Origin of the sequence: Anabaenopsis arnoldii (assembly GCF_028331025.1) — a bacterium.
Lineage (GTDB): Bacteria > Cyanobacteriota > Cyanobacteriia > Cyanobacteriales > Nostocaceae > Anabaenopsis > Anabaenopsis arnoldii.
In genome coordinates this window covers 1-17,452 of record NZ_JAQMUH010000142.1, presented here as the reverse complement: position 1 = coordinate 17,452, position 17,452 = coordinate 1, and the positions used below count along the sequence as shown (strand labels likewise).

Annotated in this window: 18 protein-coding genes, 1 tRNA gene and 1 pseudogene; 9 read left to right on the top strand and 11 right to left on the bottom strand. The window is 42.2% G+C overall.

Annotated features, from left to right (window positions below; translation table 11 throughout):
- The 3 genes and pseudogenes from PN457_RS12805 to PN457_RS12795 all read left to right on the top strand — a co-directional run.
- Positions 1-1,003: RNA-guided endonuclease InsQ/TnpB family protein (locus tag PN457_RS12805; RefSeq protein ID WP_271733738.1), on the top strand; the 1,003-nt coding region annotated here is incomplete at its 5' end.
- A gap of 9 nt (positions 1,004-1,012) precedes the next feature.
- Positions 1,013-1,195, top strand: a pseudogene (locus PN457_RS12800) (hypothetical protein); the annotation flags it as partial.
- Positions 1,196-1,303: 108 nt separating this feature from the next.
- On the top strand, positions 1,304-1,777 hold the full coding sequence (locus tag PN457_RS12795) for a GNAT family N-acetyltransferase (RefSeq protein WP_271733737.1): 474 nt from the start codon (positions 1,304-1,306) through the stop codon (positions 1,775-1,777).
- Here the strand turns inward: PN457_RS12795 and PN457_RS12790 are convergent.
- The 6 genes from PN457_RS12790 to PN457_RS12765 form a co-directional block, all read right to left on the bottom strand.
- A complete protein-coding gene (locus tag PN457_RS12790; RefSeq protein ID WP_271733735.1) occupies positions 1,740-2,627 on the bottom strand; it encodes a sensor histidine kinase in 888 nt (295 codons plus the stop codon). The two genes, PN457_RS12795 and PN457_RS12790, sit on opposite strands and share 38 nt — an antisense overlap.
- A 3-nt stretch (positions 2,628-2,630) precedes the next feature.
- Positions 2,631-3,233: an L-threonylcarbamoyladenylate synthase gene (locus tag PN457_RS12785; RefSeq protein WP_271733734.1), complete on the bottom strand. Its 603-nt coding sequence runs from the start codon at positions 3,231-3,233 to the stop codon at positions 2,631-2,633.
- Between the two features lie 41 nt (positions 3,234-3,274).
- Positions 3,275-4,192: a peptide chain release factor N(5)-glutamine methyltransferase gene (gene prmC / locus PN457_RS12780; RefSeq protein WP_271733733.1), complete on the bottom strand. Its 918-nt coding sequence runs from the start codon at positions 4,190-4,192 to the stop codon at positions 3,275-3,277.
- Positions 4,193-4,195: 3 nt separating this feature from the next.
- Complete coding sequence (locus PN457_RS12775) at positions 4,196-4,996, bottom strand: Tic22 family protein (RefSeq protein ID WP_271733732.1); 801 nt, start codon at positions 4,994-4,996, stop codon at positions 4,196-4,198.
- Positions 4,997-5,447: 451 nt separating this feature from the next.
- Positions 5,448-5,521 (bottom strand) — tRNA-Pro (locus PN457_RS12770).
- A 494-nt stretch (positions 5,522-6,015) separates the two neighbouring features.
- Positions 6,016-6,567 carry a GNAT family N-acetyltransferase gene (locus PN457_RS12765; protein WP_271733731.1) on the bottom strand — a complete coding sequence of 184 codons (552 nt, stop codon included), beginning with the start codon at positions 6,565-6,567 and terminating at the stop codon, positions 6,016-6,018.
- A gap of 543 nt (positions 6,568-7,110) precedes the next feature.
- On the opposite strand from PN457_RS12765, the gene PN457_RS12760 reads away from it, so the two are divergent.
- Positions 7,111-8,043: an alpha/beta fold hydrolase gene (locus PN457_RS12760; protein ID WP_271733730.1), complete on the top strand. Its 933-nt coding sequence runs from the start codon at positions 7,111-7,113 to the stop codon at positions 8,041-8,043.
- 130 nt (positions 8,044-8,173) lie between these two features.
- Here the strand turns inward: PN457_RS12760 and tsaD are convergent, their stop codons facing one another.
- On the bottom strand, positions 8,174-9,214 hold the full coding sequence (gene tsaD / locus PN457_RS12755) for a tRNA (adenosine(37)-N6)-threonylcarbamoyltransferase complex transferase subunit TsaD (RefSeq protein WP_271733729.1): 1,041 nt from the start codon (positions 9,212-9,214) through the stop codon (positions 8,174-8,176).
- Between the two features lie 175 nt (positions 9,215-9,389).
- Between tsaD and PN457_RS12750 the strand changes: the two genes are divergently transcribed.
- The 3 genes from PN457_RS12750 to PN457_RS12740 all read left to right on the top strand — a co-directional run bounded on the left by PN457_RS12750 (position 9,390) and on the right by PN457_RS12740 (position 10,834).
- A complete protein-coding gene (locus PN457_RS12750) occupies positions 9,390-9,884 on the top strand; it encodes a Photosystem I reaction center subunit III (RefSeq protein ID WP_271733728.1) in 495 nt (164 codons plus the stop codon).
- A 40-nt stretch (positions 9,885-9,924) separates the two neighbouring features.
- Entirely contained in the window at positions 9,925-10,074 is a 150-nt protein-coding gene (psaJ, locus tag PN457_RS12745) for a photosystem I reaction center subunit IX (protein WP_271733727.1), read from the top strand.
- Between the two features lie 238 nt (positions 10,075-10,312).
- On the top strand, positions 10,313-10,834 hold the full coding sequence (locus PN457_RS12740) for a photosystem I reaction center protein subunit XI (RefSeq protein WP_271733726.1): 522 nt from the start codon (positions 10,313-10,315) through the stop codon (positions 10,832-10,834).
- A 291-nt stretch (positions 10,835-11,125) separates the two neighbouring features.
- On the opposite strand, the gene gmk is transcribed toward PN457_RS12740, so the two are convergent.
- Positions 11,126-11,725, bottom strand: a complete 600-nt coding sequence (gmk, locus tag PN457_RS12735; protein WP_271733725.1) for a guanylate kinase — start codon at positions 11,723-11,725, stop codon at positions 11,126-11,128.
- A 399-nt stretch (positions 11,726-12,124) separates the two neighbouring features.
- Positions 12,125-12,391, bottom strand: a complete 267-nt coding sequence (gene remA, locus PN457_RS12730) for an extracellular matrix/biofilm regulator RemA (protein ID WP_271733739.1) — start codon at positions 12,389-12,391, stop codon at positions 12,125-12,127.
- A 236-nt stretch (positions 12,392-12,627) separates the two neighbouring features.
- Here remA and rnc point away from each other — a divergent pair, with 236 nt between their 5' ends.
- Positions 12,628-13,320, top strand: coding sequence for a ribonuclease III (rnc, locus tag PN457_RS12725; RefSeq protein WP_271733723.1), 693 nt, complete (start codon positions 12,628-12,630; stop codon positions 13,318-13,320).
- 674 nt (positions 13,321-13,994) lie between these two features.
- On the opposite strand, the gene PN457_RS12720 is transcribed toward rnc, so the two are convergent.
- Positions 13,995-14,975 carry a PatU gene (locus PN457_RS12720; protein ID WP_271733722.1) on the bottom strand — a complete coding sequence of 327 codons (981 nt, stop codon included), beginning with the start codon at positions 14,973-14,975 and terminating at the stop codon, positions 13,995-13,997.
- Complete coding sequence (hetZ, locus tag PN457_RS12715) at positions 14,968-16,188, bottom strand: heterocyst differentiation protein HetZ (protein WP_271733721.1); 1,221 nt, start codon at positions 16,186-16,188, stop codon at positions 14,968-14,970. Before hetZ ends, PN457_RS12720 begins: the two co-directional genes overlap by 8 nt.
- 206 nt (positions 16,189-16,394) lie before the next feature.
- Between hetZ and PN457_RS12710 the strand changes: the two genes are divergently transcribed.
- Complete coding sequence (locus PN457_RS12710; RefSeq protein ID WP_271733720.1) at positions 16,395-16,868, top strand: hypothetical protein; 474 nt, start codon at positions 16,395-16,397, stop codon at positions 16,866-16,868.
- The last annotated feature ends 584 nt before the right edge of the window (positions 16,869-17,452 follow it).

The following is a 17,452-nucleotide window of genomic DNA, read 5'->3' as shown; positions in this document are numbered from 1 at the left end:
GAGAAAATGGCTATCTGATGTTTCTTCAGTGCCATTACAACAGTCTCTTAGGCATTTAGATGTTGCTTACAAAAACTTTTTCAATTCCCTTAAAGGTAAGAGAAAAGGTAAAAAGGTTGGGGTTCCTAGATTTAAAAAGAAAACCAACTCACAATCAGCAGAGTTTACTAAAGCTGGTTTTTCTATAAAAGATGGAGTAGTTTACATAGCAAAAATTGGGAATATCAAACCAATTTGGTCAAGAGAACTGCCATCTGAACCTAGCTCAGTTACAGTGATTAAGGATGGCGCTAACCGCTATTTTCTTAGCTTCGTTGTAGAAGTTAAACCCAATATTACTGTTGCCAAAAACCAAAGCATAGGTATTGATTTAGGACTAAAGACTTTTGCTACAATGAGCAATGGAGAGAAGGTTTTAAGCCCTATATACTCAAAACATGACCGCAAGATTCGTAAATTGCAGCGAAAATTAGCGCGTCAACAAAAAGATTCAAAAAGGAGAAACAATACTCGCATAAGGATAGCTAAATTACACAACCATATTTCTGATACCAGAAAAGATTTTTTACATAAGCTATCAACCAAAATAGTTAACGATAACCAAGTAATTGTTTTGGAGGATTTGAATGTCTCAGGAATGCTCAAAAACCGTAGACTATCTAGGGCGATTAATTTGCAAGGGTGGCGGCAATTCAGAATTTTTTGTGAGGCTAAATCTGAGAAACTTAAACGGGATTTCAGAATAATTGACAGATGGGAACCTACTAGCCAGATTTGCTCTTGTTGTGGGTATCGTTGGGGCAAGATTGATTTGTCTGTTCGCTCAGTGTTGTGCTTGAATTGCAACACTCTTGCAGACAGAGATGAGAATGCTGCTAAGAACATAGAAATGGTCGGCATGGGGCATCGGCACGACCTAAAACGGACAGGGAGTGACTGTAAGACTGTTTCGGCAGCGAGTTACTGTGAACTGTCAAGAATCACCGACCTTCAAGGTCGGTGAGTATGTCAACATCCACTATCTAGCCTCGGTTTAGCCGTTTGTATCGGTACTACCGTTTCTACTATACTTTGGCAAAGCCGAAGTATTCTCCTGGGATTACCAGAACGCGAAAAACAACGCCTAGAAAAACAAGTTTTGAAAATCAGACAGCAAGGACCTACTCATCCTCTGTGGAAGTGGATTTGTCATTAAATAATGATAATTAAACTTGAAGATAGTTGCATATAGATATACGTATCGGAAACTTTCTAGGACAATATGAGTTCATCCAAATAATGATACTGCCTTGGGGTGCAAAACATGAACTATCCTCAAATTCAATTTAGGGAATATCGCCAGTCAGAAATCAACCTTTACCAACTTCAAGAATTATTTAATCTTGCCGCTTTTTGGGCAAAAGGACGTACTATTGAGGATTTAAGTATAGCGATCGCTAATAGCGACCCGGTGATCAGTATTTGCGATGGAGAGCAGCTGATTGGCTTTGCCAGGGCGACTTCTGACGGTATCTATCGTGCTACTATCTGGGATGTGGTGATTCACCCAGATTATCGCGGTACTGGTCTGGGGCGTAAATTGGTAGAAACCGTTTTAAGTCATCCCCGGGTCAGAAGGGTTGAGCGAGTATACTTAATGACTACTCATCAACAGGAGTTTTACGAAAAAATTGGTTTTCAGTCCAATGTCAGCACCACAATGGTACTATATCACCAACCAAATATTGAAACTCTCCCGATCACTGAAGTTCAGCTTCAGGAATCACTGGGGGGATAGAAATTTGTAACCTAGTTAATTCTTCATTTGTTTCTTCAGTGCTTGGACAAGGAACAACTTCTAATTTTCCTCCCATCATCTCCAAGAGACTCTGGTTTAATAACATCTTCATTCCTGGGGAAAGAGTCCTATGATCTGGATCAATCTCAGGACTCTCAAACCCTAATTTCATTAGTTCTATCGACTCACTTGTAGTGACAGCATGGCTTGGAATATCCAGGAAAATCTCCAGCCTATTATTAGTAGGCGAGAAACTACTAGAAAGACGGATACTACCAAATTCCATTTGATTAATCGCAGTGTCTACTAAATTGACCAATATTTGGCGGAGCCAGCGGTAATCTGCCAAAACATAAATTTCTGCGTCTGGAAGCACAACACGCAAGGATAAATTGCGATTTGCTGCCACCATATAAGTTAAATTATTAACTTCCTGTAAAATCCTAGCCAAGCAGTGGGGTTGAATATCTAATTTATTAGTCCCATGTTCTGTTCTGGCTATGTTAAGAATTTCATCAATTAGGTGTAGTAGTTTCAGCGCTCTTTCGTGGGCTTGAGCAATAAATTCTCGCTCCTCTTCTGGATTTTCACACAAATCGGACAAAATTAACTGATGTAAGCCAATTAAACCATTTAGGGGCGATCGCAATTCATGGGTAGTCCGGGCTAAAAATCCCCCTTTAAACAGGCTCATTTCCCGCGCCATTTGGTAAGCTAATTCTGTTTGCTTGATCTGTGCTGCTGTAATTTGCGCCTGCTGTGGAGAGATGACCGGCGATAACCGACTAAATACTTCCCGAATACCCAACCCCAGTAATATTCCTACACCTAAATATATCCAATTGACCATTATTTAACAATTATTCTCAAAACTTAATTTAACCGTACCTTGGCGTAAGATTTGCCAATTATTACCAGTCCACTTACACACAGTGGAAGGTACACCAATTCCAGAAACTTCAGCACGACCTTGAGTTGATTCCAGAGTCAGAACTTCAGGGAACTGATCAGCAATTTCTGCTAAGTCTTTTAAGGGTGGTTGACCTGAAAAATTAGCGCTGGTGGTGGCAAGGGGGCCTGTTTGCGCCAAAATGGTTTGAGCGATCGCACTATCAGGGACTCGAATACCAATTGTATTAGGGTCATGAGGATTCATCTGTTTTGGGACGCGATCGCTAGCTGGTAATACTAATGTTAATCCTCCCGGCCAATATCTACTTGCCACCTGTTGCCAAATTTTCCACTCATTTTCATTACCTTGGACATAAGGCCATAAATCCTCCGCACTAGCTCCCATCAAAATCAAAGGTTTATCTTGACTGCGCCGTTTCGCCTCAAAAATCAATGGTGCTTGCTCTGGTAAAGTCGCCAGTGCGGGTACTGTATCTGTGGGAAAACTGACCAATAAGCCAGCACGTGCGCCGGTTATTAAGTCAACTAAAGAAACTTGAGTCATTTGTCAGATTGAACACAGTTGAATTAACAATTATTTCACGACTAGCCACTTATAGAAGCTACCGCAAATCTTTCAATACCTGCTAAGTCCTGGTAAATTTGAATATTAGAGTAGCTACCTTGTTGCTGTAAAAGTCTGTGTACAGTATCCGCCTGTCCCGCCATCATCTCAATTAGCCATACCCCACCAGGGCGCAAATAGTCCGGAGAAATTTCTATTAACTGGCGAATACAATCTAAGCCATCAGTACCACCATCTAAAGCTAGATGTGGTTCATGGTTGACTACTTCTGGTTGCAAGGTAGCCACAGTAGTAGTGGGAATATAAGGTGGGTTGGATACCATACCGCTAAACTGTCCTTTGAGGGCTGTTAGCGGCTCCCACCAACAACCCTGATAAAATTTAATCCGGTGGTCAAAACCTAAATTACAAGCATTTGACTGGGCAATTTTTAATGCTTCCGGGCTGTAATCCACTGCATGAATTGTTGCTTTTGGTAAAGCATCTGCTAAACCTAAGGCGATCGCACCGCTACCAGTACCTAAGTCTGCCCAATGTCCGGAACTGAGCAATGGGGCGGCGCTACCGTTATTCCCAGCCGCCACAGCTAGATCAATTAAATATTCAGTTTCCGGTCTGGGAATTAAAACTGCATTTGACACGGCGATTTTAAAATTTCGCCAAGGGGTTACTCCGGCAATATACTGTACTGGCAGGTGTTCATTTAATCGCCTTTCCCATAACTGCTCTAAGTTTTCTAAAGGTAAGGACATGGGAATGTCAGCCCTCTGTTTAAAAGATTCTAAACGCAGCCCCAAGCGGTCTAAATCCCCTACTTCCAGAAGTAACCAATCTACTTCGGCGGGGGAAATGTCATGAGCGACGGCTTGGGCGATCGCTCTGTTACGCCACTCCCAAAGCCGTAAACCGGAAACTACCCCATCACATTTGTCTGTCATTCCTTAACGTTGCTGAGGTCTAGCTGTCCCTGAATTATTACTACCCTGTCTAGGCAAAGTGTTGATATATTCTCGAGATTCTTGAGATGGTACGAGAACAACTTGGTTAAGCCAAGGATCATCTTTATCCTGTAAAGTTTTAATTACCCCGTCTATATCTATGACCTGAATATCCGCTTGGGGAAACTTCGGCTTCACTTGATTTAATAAGCCTTGGGCATCTTGCTTGCTTAAAAACAAAGGAATCAATTCTTCATTATTATCAGATTTGAACTGAATGGGCACATAACCCTGATTTGGTGAAAATCTCACCGCAAAAATCGGCACGCTAGGAAACTGGGTTACTTTTTGACCACTTTGACGCAGTAATTCCATTGCTCCCTTAATTTCCCCCTCTACCGGTTTAAAGGCAAATATAAGGCGTTCTGACTGATTTTTACTTTGTTGCAATTCTTGATAAATCACACCTAGAGGCACTGCTGTTACTTGTAGGCTGTTCACCATTTTTTCCATTTTCGGATCTTTACCCGGTACGCCCTGTAGTTCCTTAATAAAAGTTTGAGCTTCCTGCCGACTCATATAAACACCAGTCACCGACGCACCAGTTGTTTCACTGTCCGATAACGGGCGACTCAGTGGAGCACCCTGATCATTAGTAATTAGATATACGGGTACAGCATCTAATTTTTCTTTTATTTGCTGTTCTGACAAAGCCAGTACGGGCAAATTACCCACAAAAACCGATCCCAGTAAAGTACTTCCAAGTAGTCCTAATGTTGCGCCCCAGCGAACTAATGCTTTCATAATATCTCCTCACATCAATAGTTAAATAAGACAGAGAAATGCTGGTATGAGGACTAGAATAACTAGTTTTAGTTATATTCTCATCCTGCGGAAAATCTGAAAAATTTGTTTTTGCGGTTCAATGCTAACAATTAATTCTCAAAAACCGCCATTTCCTCACCCAAAATAAGTTCTCTGCTAATGCGCGATCGCATGGTGTTTTTCTCCAGGTTGCCTGGGTATTTAATGCACAATGGTTGTTAATCTTGTTTAGTTTGCTCTGAAGACGGGGAGACCTCCCCCCACAGTTGAAATGCTCAATGCCATGTAATTGGCTTGCTTAAATCTAGTTGACGACATGAGATGATTAATCGTTCCAGCCTAACGCGCTTTTATCTCAACTTCTCACGCAAGACTTAGATAATCTCGATCCTTGTCTATTAAATTCATACCTGCCAATTATAAATTAAAATCGGGATGACAGGATTTGAACCTGCGACATCCTGCTCCCAAAGCAGGCGCGCTACCAAGCTGCGCTACATCCCGGATCGATTAGTCTTAATGCCCTCTATAATCTTTAAAACCAACATACACGCTGGTTTAATTATAGTTAAACAGGTTAAATCTTTGGAACTGCGTCCCAAATGATAGTTTATCACCTCGACATTAATATTATATCATAATAGCACGTTTAACTGATTTTGGCTAACCAATTTTATCTTGATTTTAGCACCCGTAAAACTCCATCCCCTTTGACACTCCCCACGGCTAGAAGCCAGGGGATTCTTGCTTCACGGGGACTCCAATGAATTTACCCGCGCTAACGCCCCGCTCCGCTTACAGCAAGCATCTTGACCGTGTGCCCCACGGCTGCAAGTTATGCATATAGCTACCACAATCTATTATACATTAAAGCTAATATTTGTCAAATTTATTTTTAGGACTGCGACTGAAGTTCCTAGCGCACTACACCCCCATAGTTAGAAACTAGGGGCAATGTGCGCGTTTTTTGGTAGAAACTGCCTAACCTTGGCTGACAATTACTGCGGATACCAGAACATACCTTTAATGCCTTCTGGGTCTGACATAAAACCCATACCGCGATAAAAATCTAGAACATGAGGATCGGCAAATAGAGTAACATTGCTAATTTCTTCACTTCTGAGTTTTTTGAGTACGTATTTCATCAGGGCTTTACCCAGTCCTTTCCCTTGAAAGTCGGGGTGAACTACCACATCCCAAATAGTCGCATTAAAAGCATGGTCAGAGGTAGCACGAGCGAAACCAATGAGCCGTTTCTGGTTTCCTCGCACTTGCCACATAGACGCTACGAGAAAACTATGCTCAATGGCTTTTTTGACTTTTCTTAAAGGACGACGCGACCAACCAACTGCATCGCAAAGTTCCTCCAGTTCATAGAGGTCAATATTTCGCTCCGTACTAAAAACAATACGAGTCTCCTTCTGATAAGCAACGCTCTCGCCATTGGGGCTAGATTCGCTCGCCACAGACCGTGTACGTTCCTCGAAAGAGTTAGTTTTACTTGTCGCTATAGACTCAGGACTATTAAACCAAGTTTTCCAAAAACCCATGCCAACGTGGTTCGGGTAGTATAACTTAATTGGCTTCCACTTTCACAGGAGTGTTGATTCACGTTCTAGAAAGCTGAAACCCTCAATATCCCTCTCACTTAAATTTCTTTAGATGTTTCCGGGATTTTTTGATGGCAACGGCTTTTTATAGCGTGTTTCACACCAATCATTTACCAGTTTAGCATTTTGTTTTGCAGTCCAGGAGTAATTTCCTAAAAACTGGGGAATCTCAGTTGAATTCTCTAAGATGGCTTAGGGATGGGAGATTGGTACATGGTTACTACTGGTGGAACACCGCGCTGATTGATGCGCGTAATATCCCCAACCGGCGGCATTTCTTGGGCTATTCAATGCTATAATAGACAAGTTTGTTACCAAAATGTACTAATCCCAAAGAAACATATACCGCGTTAGGTGTTATCCGGTGGTTGAGACCAGCTCAGACAGGCTGTACCTGTTATTGCTGTTTAACCCCATAATACCCCGTTGTTAATACGGGCAAGTACGTCAATCGCACCCGTTGCTGGCGGTACGATATTAGGTATGGCAACCATTGAAATCTTGGGCGTTCCACACGCATACGAGCTCACGGCTCCTACTTCCTGTCCCCATGCTTTAGTCTTTATCCACGGTTGGCTCAATAGCCGTGGGTATTGGCAACCTGTCATTTCTCGCCTCTCAGTTGGCTTGCAGTGCCTTTCTTATGATTTGCGAGGTTTTGGTGAATCTAAATCCCAGCCAGAACCAGATTTGACTCAAACACCAACTTCTGTAAACTTGACTTCTAACTCAATTGATGAGTCGAGTTTGTCCCTTGATTCTATTTATACGCCAGCTGTTTATGCTCAGGATTTAGCTGCTCTTCTAGAACAGATGAATATTACTAGTGCTTGGCTAATTGGGCATTCCTTGGGAGGCACAATCGCCCTGTGGGCTGCTGCTCAAATGCCTGAATGTGTTAAAGGAGTTATATGTATCAACGCCGGTGGTGGTATTTATCTCAAAGAGTCCTTTGAGCAGTTTCGTTCAGCAGGTCAAAGATTCTTGCAAGTCCGTCCGCGCTGGCTTTCTCATATCCCTTTAATTGATTTGTTATTTACTAGAGCAAGTGTCGCTCGTCCTTTAGACCGTTATTGGGCGCGTCAGCGTGTGGTAGATTTTGTCATGGCTGACCCAGAAGCCGCGCTAGGAGCATTACTAGACTTTACAACCGAGGAAGAAATTAACCGTTTACCTCAACTAGTGTCTCAGTTGCAGCAGCCAGTTTATTTCTTGGCTGGTACTGATGACAAAGTAATGGAACCCAAGTACGTTCGCCATTTAGCTAGTTTTCATCGGCTTTTTAAATATACTGGTGACAATGTGATTGAAATTCCCGATTGTGGTCACTTGGCAATGTTAGAACAGCCGGATGCAGTTGCTGATCATATTTGGTCAATAGTCAAACAATTTTCCATGGGACAATCCCACGGCTAGCAAGCCCGTGGGATTTTTTCCATTGCTGCGCTACCCTATCTATCAACCAGACAAGTTATTGAGAGGATTTGCTCCCCCTAAGCACAGGTCTTTGTCGCAGATGATTTGATGAAGTTGTATAGCTGAATTATCAACTATACAACTTCATGACCTGGGTGAGTGGTAACCTGGACTGAACACCTAAAGTCAAGGGTGATGTATGACCAAGGGATAGGTGATGAGACCCAGCGCTGGCAATCATAGCAGCGTTATCGGTGCAGTATTTCATGGGTGGGAACAGGACACGCAGGTTATGCTCGCCGGCAGCTACCTGTAAGGTTTTTCTCAGGCTGCTGTTAGCTGCTACCCCTCCACCAACGGCAATGGTATTGAGATTATAGTCGAGGGCGCAGGCGATCGCTCTTTTGGTCAGCGATCGCGCCACAGTCTCCTGAAAGCTAGCCGCTAAATCACTGACTGGTAATTGTTTTTCATCTTTCTCTAATTGCTGAACCAATCGCAGTACCGCCGTCTTTAACCCACTAAAACTGCTGTCATAGCGATGATATCCCCCACCTGGTAAAGAAACTTTACCTTCTGGCAAAGTAAAGGCGCGGGGATTTCCCGTTTGTGCTAATTTATCAATGAGAGGTCCACCAGGATAACCCAGTTGTAATAACCGTGCTACTTTATCAAAAGCTTCACCTGCGGCATCATCGCGAGTTTCACCCAGGGTTTCGTAAACACCACAATCCTTAACGTAAATCAAGCTTGTATGTCCACCAGAAACTAGTAAGCTAAGAAATGGGGGATCTAAACTAGGCTCACTCAAATAAGTTGCGTAAATGTGGCCTTCGAGGTGATGCACTCCCAAGAATGGCTTGTTATGTAACATTGCTAAAGTTTTAGCAGCAGTCAACCCTACCAAGAGTGCTCCTACAAGTCCAGGAGCACAGGTGGCGGCAATGCCATCTATTTGATCCCAGTCTAGTTGGGCTTGCTCTAAAGCCTGTGCGATCGCCTGATTGATTGTTTCTAGATGTTGACGGGATGCCACCTCTGGTACTACCCCACCATATTCACTGTGAACTAGAATTTGGGAAGCTACCACACTGCTATAAACTTGACGATTGTTTACAATTGCCACGGCAGTTTCATCGCAGCTGGTTTCTATTGCTAAAACAGTTGCCATTGTCAGGTTATGTTAAGTAACGATTTGTTGGAGAAGCTTTAACTTTTATTTACTTAAACTTTACTCTGTTCCCGCCCAAGAGTATGATGACTTGCTAGTTATGCAAATAAACAACTGTACAAGCCGCTTCGTTTTGTACAAGAACTTTTTGTTTTGTAATAAAAGGAAACAACTCATGAGACGATTGTTTGCTTTGATTTTAGCGATTTGTCTTTGGTCCAATTTTGCCCCTCCCGCCCAAGCGCTGGGGGCTAACCTGGTACCTTGTAAAGACTCTCCCGCATTTCAAGAGCTAGCAAAAAATGCCCGGAACACCACCGCAGATCCCGAATCAGGCAGAAAGCGCTTTGAGCGTTATTCTCAGGCACTCTGTGGACCTGAAGGTTACCCTCACTTGATTGTTGACGGTCGCCTCGATCGGGCTGGTGACTTCCTCATCCCCAGCATTCTCTTTTTGTATATTGCCGGTTGGATCGGCTGGGTAGGCCGTGCTTACCTCCAAGCCATCAAAAAGTTATCAGACACCGAAGCTAAAGAAATCCAAATTGATCTGGGTTTAGCACTACCCATTATCGGCTCAGGCTTTGCTTGGCCCGCAGCCGCGATTAAAGAATTCCTATCGGGTGAGTTAACCGCTAAAGATTCAGAAATTACTGTTTCTCCCCGTTAATTATCCCTCACTCAATTCATCTCTTTTGGAGACTAAATTCATGGCAGACAAAGGCGAGCAATCCTCCTACTTCATCACTTTTCTTTCTACCGCTCCAGTAGCAGCTACCATCTGGCTAACCATTACTGCCGGAATTTTGATTGAATTTAACCGCTTTTTTCCTGACCTACTTTTCCACCCACTCCCATAAGTAAAAAGTAGAGTTTTAGTCGTAATATTGTGTGGTGCAATTGCTCCACACAATATTAGGCTCAGGCATCACCCGAATTAACAGGAATATTGGCTCAGATCATCTGGCGATTATCTGATCTGAAGAACAGCAGATAAATTAATTTTTTTAAACTAAAGACCCAAAAAACATATTTACCCACAATTATTATTAATAATATAACAATGCCATCATTCTAATTTAAAGGCGAATACACAATATGGCGCAAGCAGTAAATTCATCGAAAAATCGCCCCAGCGATCCCAGAAATAGCGAGGTAGTGTCTCCCGCAGGACGTGATCCTCAGCAAGGAAACCTCGAAACACCGATTAATTCTTCTCCCTTGGTGAAGTGGTTCATTAATAATTTACCCGCCTATCGTCAAGGTCTCAATCCTTCAAGACGTGGTCTAGAAGTGGGCATGGCTCATGGTTACTTGCTATTTGGACCTTTCGCTAAATTGGGTCCTCTACGTGATGCATCTAATGCTAACTTAGCTGGATTACTGGGAGCTATTGGCTTGGTTGTGATTCTCACAGCCTGCCTATCTCTATATGCCAATACCAATCCTGCTAAGGCAATGGCCAGTGTCACTGTCCCCAACCCACCCGTAGATGCTTTCAACTCCAAAGAAAGCTGGAATAATTTTGCTAGTTCTTTCTTAATCGGTGGAATTGGCGGTGCAGTAGTCGCTTATTTCTTAACTAGCAATTTGGCACTTATTCAAGGTCTATTGGGTTAAGATTTTTTCATAATCAGGCATTGGGCATTGGTAATCGCTAATGATTAATTATGTTTTGCTATTACCCATGCCTGATGTCCCATTTTTAGCAAAAATCATCCAGGAGGGCAATAACCGTTCATAAAATACTAAATAAATCTAGTGTTTTGCGTTGGTAGCCTTAGTCCAAAGTTTTAAAACTATAGGCACTGGTAGTCCCTCTATCCCATCCAGAAAGTTTGGGATTACTTTCCTAGGTATATTTAAATTGCCATTGCTAACTGTAGATTTTTTCAGCTTAGGACGAGCGCTTCAATCAAATAACTTGACTTCTATGTCCTTAAGAGCATTTTCTAAATCGTCATTCACAATTTGAACGTCAAACTCCCCTGCGGCTTGAATTTCTTCTTCAGCCCGGCGCAGACGAAGCGCGATCGCCTCCTCAGAATCTTGGCCTCGACCACGTATCCGATTCTCCAACTCCTTCAAAGAAGGCGGTAAAACAAAAATGCTCAGGGCGCTGGGGAAGGAAGCACGGATTTGTCTTGCGCCTTTAAGTTCAATTTCCAGTACCACCAATTTACCAGAGTGAACTTGGTTCAGCACAGCTTCGCGAGGAGTACCGTAATAATTACCGGCAAATTCTGCCCACTCCAAGAATTCACCTTGGGAAACTAATTGTTCAAACTTAGTGCGGCTAATAAAGTAATAATTCTCACCGTTAATTTCTCCTAGACGGGGAGAACGAGTCGTCACGGATACAGAATAGTAAAGTTCCGGATGACGTTTTAAGAGCGCGTGCAGTAAAGTGCCTTTACCAACCCCACTTGGGCCAGTTAAAACAATTAGCCTGCCTAGAAAAGGGCTTTCTTTGGTTTTAGAACCAGTCTGGATAGGTAAAACTTGCTTCATCCGTTCAAACTCTGAATTAATTATTAACGGTCTCACCGCGCATTTGTGTGGAATGTACGTTGCTATTATTATTTTATGTCTAGTTAACTACACTGCTATTCCTAGAGCTACCCTCAGTAAGAATTAGTAACTATTTTTCCCAACCTGACTCACGAGAGCAGACTTCAAGTAAATTCAACTCCTGCGGCAATTCGGCTCACTCTTAACTTGCGGGTTTAACGGAACTCCTGTGGGATCACTAAACAAAGACACTATTTATGGGTCATTAGCTGTGTTTTTGTGAGATGAGGAACTTGTGATCAACAAATTTGTAGCACATGAGTGACAGAAAACTTTTCTAATTAATATGGTACTGCGGATAGGGTGCAGATAGCTGTAGGGTTATTGACCTATATGAAATCAGTTATCTACAGTATGATGATCTCGAGAAATCACAAATCGATTCGCTACGGTTTCCGGTTGAATTGCCGAAAGAATCACGTGGCTGGAATCAGTAATAATTACAGCCCTGGTTCGACGACCATAAGTTGCATCTACTAGTTGACCTCTATCCCGTGCATCGGTAATGATCCGTTTAATCGGGGCAGACTCCGGACTAACAATGGCAACTACTCGGTTGGCAGACACGATGTTACCGAAACCAATGTTAATTAATTGTATTTCCATAAAAAAATTCACACCAAATGTGGTGTTACAAGCTGGTAAGGTAATTATCCCCATATTATCGTCAAAAAACACGAGTTACAACGCTTTATGTCTAGCCAGCCTGAGTTTTTAAATGACAAATCATTTTTTTGGCTAATAAATACCTAAATATACTAAAAATATTCCCCAGGAGATATGCAAAATCTCAACAAACAATCTCACTAAGTCGTTCACAAGAGTTCAGAGACGAAACACAAATGCATGAATTATTAAAATTTAACAACGGAAAACTTTTACGTCAGGCGTTAACTCACCGTTCCTATGTCAACGAAAATCCTGGTGAAAAGGATAATGAGCGCTTAGAGTTTTTAGGCGATGCTTTGCTGACCTTTCTCAGTGGAGAGTATCTCTATCTCGATACTCGCTATCGAGAGATGGCAGAAGATGAAATGACTCGCCGAAGATCGGCACTAGTGGACGAGAAGCAACTCGCTAAATTTGCCATTGAAGTTGGTTTAGAATCCTTAATGCGCCTGGGAAAAGGAGCGATTCAGGATGGAGGACTTAAAAGCCCCAATTTATTAAGTAGCACTTTTGAATCAGTTGTTGGAGCTTATTATTTAGATTGCGATGGCAATATTGAGAAAATCCGCCCGATTATTTTAGATTTATTTAAATCTGTGCCTGAAGAAATTATTCAAGTCCGTTCTAATGTCGATTCTAGGAACCGCTTCCAGGAATGGGTACAGGCTAACTTTGAGTCTATGCTACCCCATTATATCACGGAACGCATCGGAGGACAAGATCATGCTCCGGAATATTTTGCCCAGGTTTTTGTTGGTGAACAGCTTTACGGAGAAGGAAAAGCTCGTGGTAAAAAGGAGGCTAAAAAACGGTCTGCAGAAAATGCCTTAACTAAGCTCAAAAAACAGGGTTTAATTGCAGAATGAGCGTATTTAACGGTAATTGCAAAAGTCCCTTATTCCTGGCATATCTAGCACGAAGTGCTGATTTGACTCAGCTTCAATATCTAAGATGCCTATTTGAGGTTTGAACAGATTACTTACACAACAAGGTTCTACAGCCATTCGTCATCTCAAGGAAATTATATTTTTTGCTGATGTTGACGTTGGTCTGTGGACATTTTGCCGCCAGTAACCGCCTATAGGTAGAAGCTAAACCGGGTTGCTAGTGGATAAGTTAAACATTGAGAATATCACTAAAGGAATACTACAAATGATGCTATAAAAACAATCTTTCGCACAGCAACTCACACCAAGCTCAGGAAAATGCCACAGACACAATCATGTGGAAAACCCGATTGAAACTGGCTTTTGTAATTACAAATTGGTATGACTACCTTGATTCTCCATGATGTTTTATGCCAGTTTGTGTTAAAAACAAAGGAACTCCCCCAAGGTAAGCTACATCGGTTTGCGGAGGTTAAACCTGTGTAGTTTTCAATGCAGTTTGCGTAAAGCAATTAATTACCACTGGTTAATAAAGTAGAAACCCTAATGATCGATTGTGACTAATTGTGACTGAAGGAGAAGTTTCAACACAGAAGTAATATTTGATAGATGAATTACTAATTAGGTGACAACACTAGCATTGGTGATTTCAACTAAATGATCGAACCAATCACAAACATTAAGGGCTGCTGGTCTAGTTCTGGAAAATCAACTTCTAGGGTATAGCTTGCAACTAGTTCTTCATTGTATAATTCTATGCTCAACTCTCCGGGAGTAGCAGCATTGGCTATTGCCTGCTTACCATTTCCTTGTAGTTTCAAAATTCCAGGAGCGGGTAAATCACAATTAACTTTCAATTTCACCAGATGATCCTGAGAATAGTATTCTACCCTCAAACTCAGGGTTCCGGCGCTGGTTAACCATTGTCTTTCTACCACTGGATTGGCTAAAGACACTGGTAAAGTCAAGTTATCTAGCAGTTGTTTAGCTGCAAGTAATGACAATGCCATCTGCTGACGAGGTTGTAAATCTGAGTAATTATTCTGGATCTGGGGAATTGTATCCAGAGTGTTCACAGACCGATAGGTGCTTCTGAGCACTAATCCAGCTAAATCATTAATCGTCTGTGACTCATGGGGGAAAAAGCTCTCAACTACCTGAACTAGTTTTGCCCCTAGAGGTAGCGAAGATGTAATCAACCCCTGACATCTTGCCAATAATTGTTGGAAAACTTTATCTGGTAGGGGTATAGGCAGATTCAGCTTTGACTGCTGTGGTATCCATCCCCAGTTAGAACTTAATGCGAGCGATCGCTCTTCCACAAAATCTGGGTAATCAACTAATTGAGACTCCCAGGGGAATAAAGGAGGCTGCTCTTGAGCTTGGATTTGTAGCCGACGCTTGAGGACAGATTGGAAACGTTCTTGCACAGTAGGAATTTCTCCCAATTGAAAGGTTTGGGGCATTCTTCCCAATTCTAGGTCACAGCTTGTGAAAGCAGCCACCTCATTGAGAAGGTCGTCTACCCCGTCAATTTCCTTACACTTTAACAGTTTAAGCCCGTTAGTGTTAGTTTTATTAGCCAACCACCAATGGAGTAAATCGGATTGTAAGGATTCTGAGTCACTATTCATGAGTAGATGCACTTGATCCGGATACTAGGGAGTTACGAATTTCCCATGCTTGTTCCAAAATTTTAAACCACCGTTTTTGTAGTTGGGCTGTTGACAAACCTAGAGTTTTAGCAATTTTCTCATCTGGCTGTCCAAGTTGTTTCAATTTCAGTAACGCTCTGTGTTTGTCATCCAATAATTCTGTATAGTTGTGCCATTGCTGGGGAGTTAAACCCAAATTAGTGTGGAGTGAGGCTTCTAACCACTCATGAACTAATTCCCAACGGTGTAATAAGGCAAACCGAATCAGATGATATTTAAAGCGTTGCTGTAAGTAGTCGCGTTGACGGGGAGTTAAACCCAAAATAGACTCAATTTCCTGAGTTGATAAATCCTGAAGACGAAGACAGAAGTAATCAGCACAATCAGATTGTTGTCGTTGTTCGAGATAATCCATTAATTCTGTAATCACAACCGAACGCAGAGTATCTTCTTCAGGTTCTGGTTCTGCTTGCATAGCCATTGCTGAACGTAATTGCTGTACTGCTGGTTCTTCCCAAGAACCATCGTTGTCATTGGAACTACCTTCTGCAGCTTGTTCGATATCTACATTGGTTTCCTGGGGTTGCTGTTGGGAAAACGTTTGAGCTCGCAGGATGATCAGCTGCTGCTGTCGTCCTGGTAAGGGAATTCGCCGCTTACCATAGCGTTCAATAAACGCCATGTATTCTGCCAATTCCAGGAGAGTTTGGGGACGATAAGTGGAGACCATCTGGTTTTCCCTGCGGAAAGCATTTAACGCTTCCAGATAAAAACCCTGCAGAAAATCTTCAATAATGGTCAGTCGTCCTTGATAGCTCAACTGTCTTTGAGGAGGATTGATGTAGCGATAAATAATTGCACTCAGAGTACTGTGTAACTCTACCCTACCCCGACTAGAACCCAAGAGATAGTATCTCAGACACTGTTGCAGGCGATGTCTGGCTAGGGAAATGGCCGAGCTTTGCACGTCGCCGGAAGCCTGGATACGTTTACTCTCTTGGCAAATCCGGTATACTTCGGTGGTAATTCTTGTGGCTACATCATGGCAATTCTGCTGGGAAGCTTTAGTTGATCCCTGAAGCTCCTGATATAGGACTTGGAATGTCCCTTCCACGCCGATAGAATTGTCTCCCTGAACGGTTGGGGTGGTAACTTTTTTGCTTGGAATTGTTGCAGTTGCGACTGAATTCATAGTCTCGGTTTTCGAAAGACCCTAAAATACTTAAGTAAAACATCTGATGACTGTGGGTGTTGGCTGTTTAAATTTTTCCCGTAATTAGGATGTGCTTATGTATGGCTTAAGCCAGCCGTAGCTATCGGAGTTCCCAACTGTGATGGGATAGTTCACAATTTGATAGATGCTTTTGCCATTACCCACCGAGCCGTTTACAAGTCATTATGGATTTAAAAACACAAGTTCAATTGCTGATTAATAATGCACCCCGCGATGGCATAACACCACATCTCGTTTCAGCAATTGCTCCTGCATTGATTGTGATCGCTAAGAAATTACGCCATTCCCAGTACTATATTCTCCAAAATGCTGAAGAGCGCTGGGTGTTAACTACATTGAGCAATCGTGCACATCCAGGACTGGAAAAGCGCGTTATCTACGCTTTCCCTACCATACAGGATGTTTCCCTAATTTCACCTGCTGGGCTTGACCCTCAAATGCTGGCCAAAATTGTTCCTGTTACCCATATTTTGTTCCAACTGCTAGCACTAGAACCCGTAGATAGTATAGTATTTTTAGAAACGCCTGGTCAGACCAATCATACAGTTGAAATCCAACGTTCAGAATTACAAAATGTCCTGCAAAACCAGATGAAGCAAGACGAAATGAGTGAACAAATCCCTCCCGATATTGCATAAATGAATTTTGCAGTGGGGAGTAATTAGATACATCTAATTACTCCCCACTGCAAAAAAAATAAAAATTTTTAAATTAAAAATTTGAAATTTGTTCAGGACTTACGCAACTGGCACAAATAGGGAGCGGGGTTAGCCGCGCCACGCGACAATTTAAATTACACCAAGCACATAGGAATACTTGGGCGTTTGAGTTGCTGTATTAAAATTATGTAACCATTGGTATCTCGCTCAATTATGTCTTTCACATTTTCCCATAGTCACAGAGGTGTTAGCTTTTCTCTCTTCAAATAACAATTAATTGCATCATGGCTAATCTGCTCTAAATGCTCTGCTAAATTGGTAATCCTGTAATTAATTTGACTCCTTAATCAGCATTGGCAGTAATTAAGCTTTGTAAATCTCATGCTCATCACCAACATTATCTCTTAGAGGATGTTTGTCAAGTGTTAAACAGGTAATTTTTATATTAGGGAACAGGTAACAGGTAACACACCGAAGGATTGGGAAGGATTGGGAAGGATTGGGTAACACACAAAAAACAATAAAATCCAGTCCCCTCCCCTGACAAGGACAAGACAAGGTGG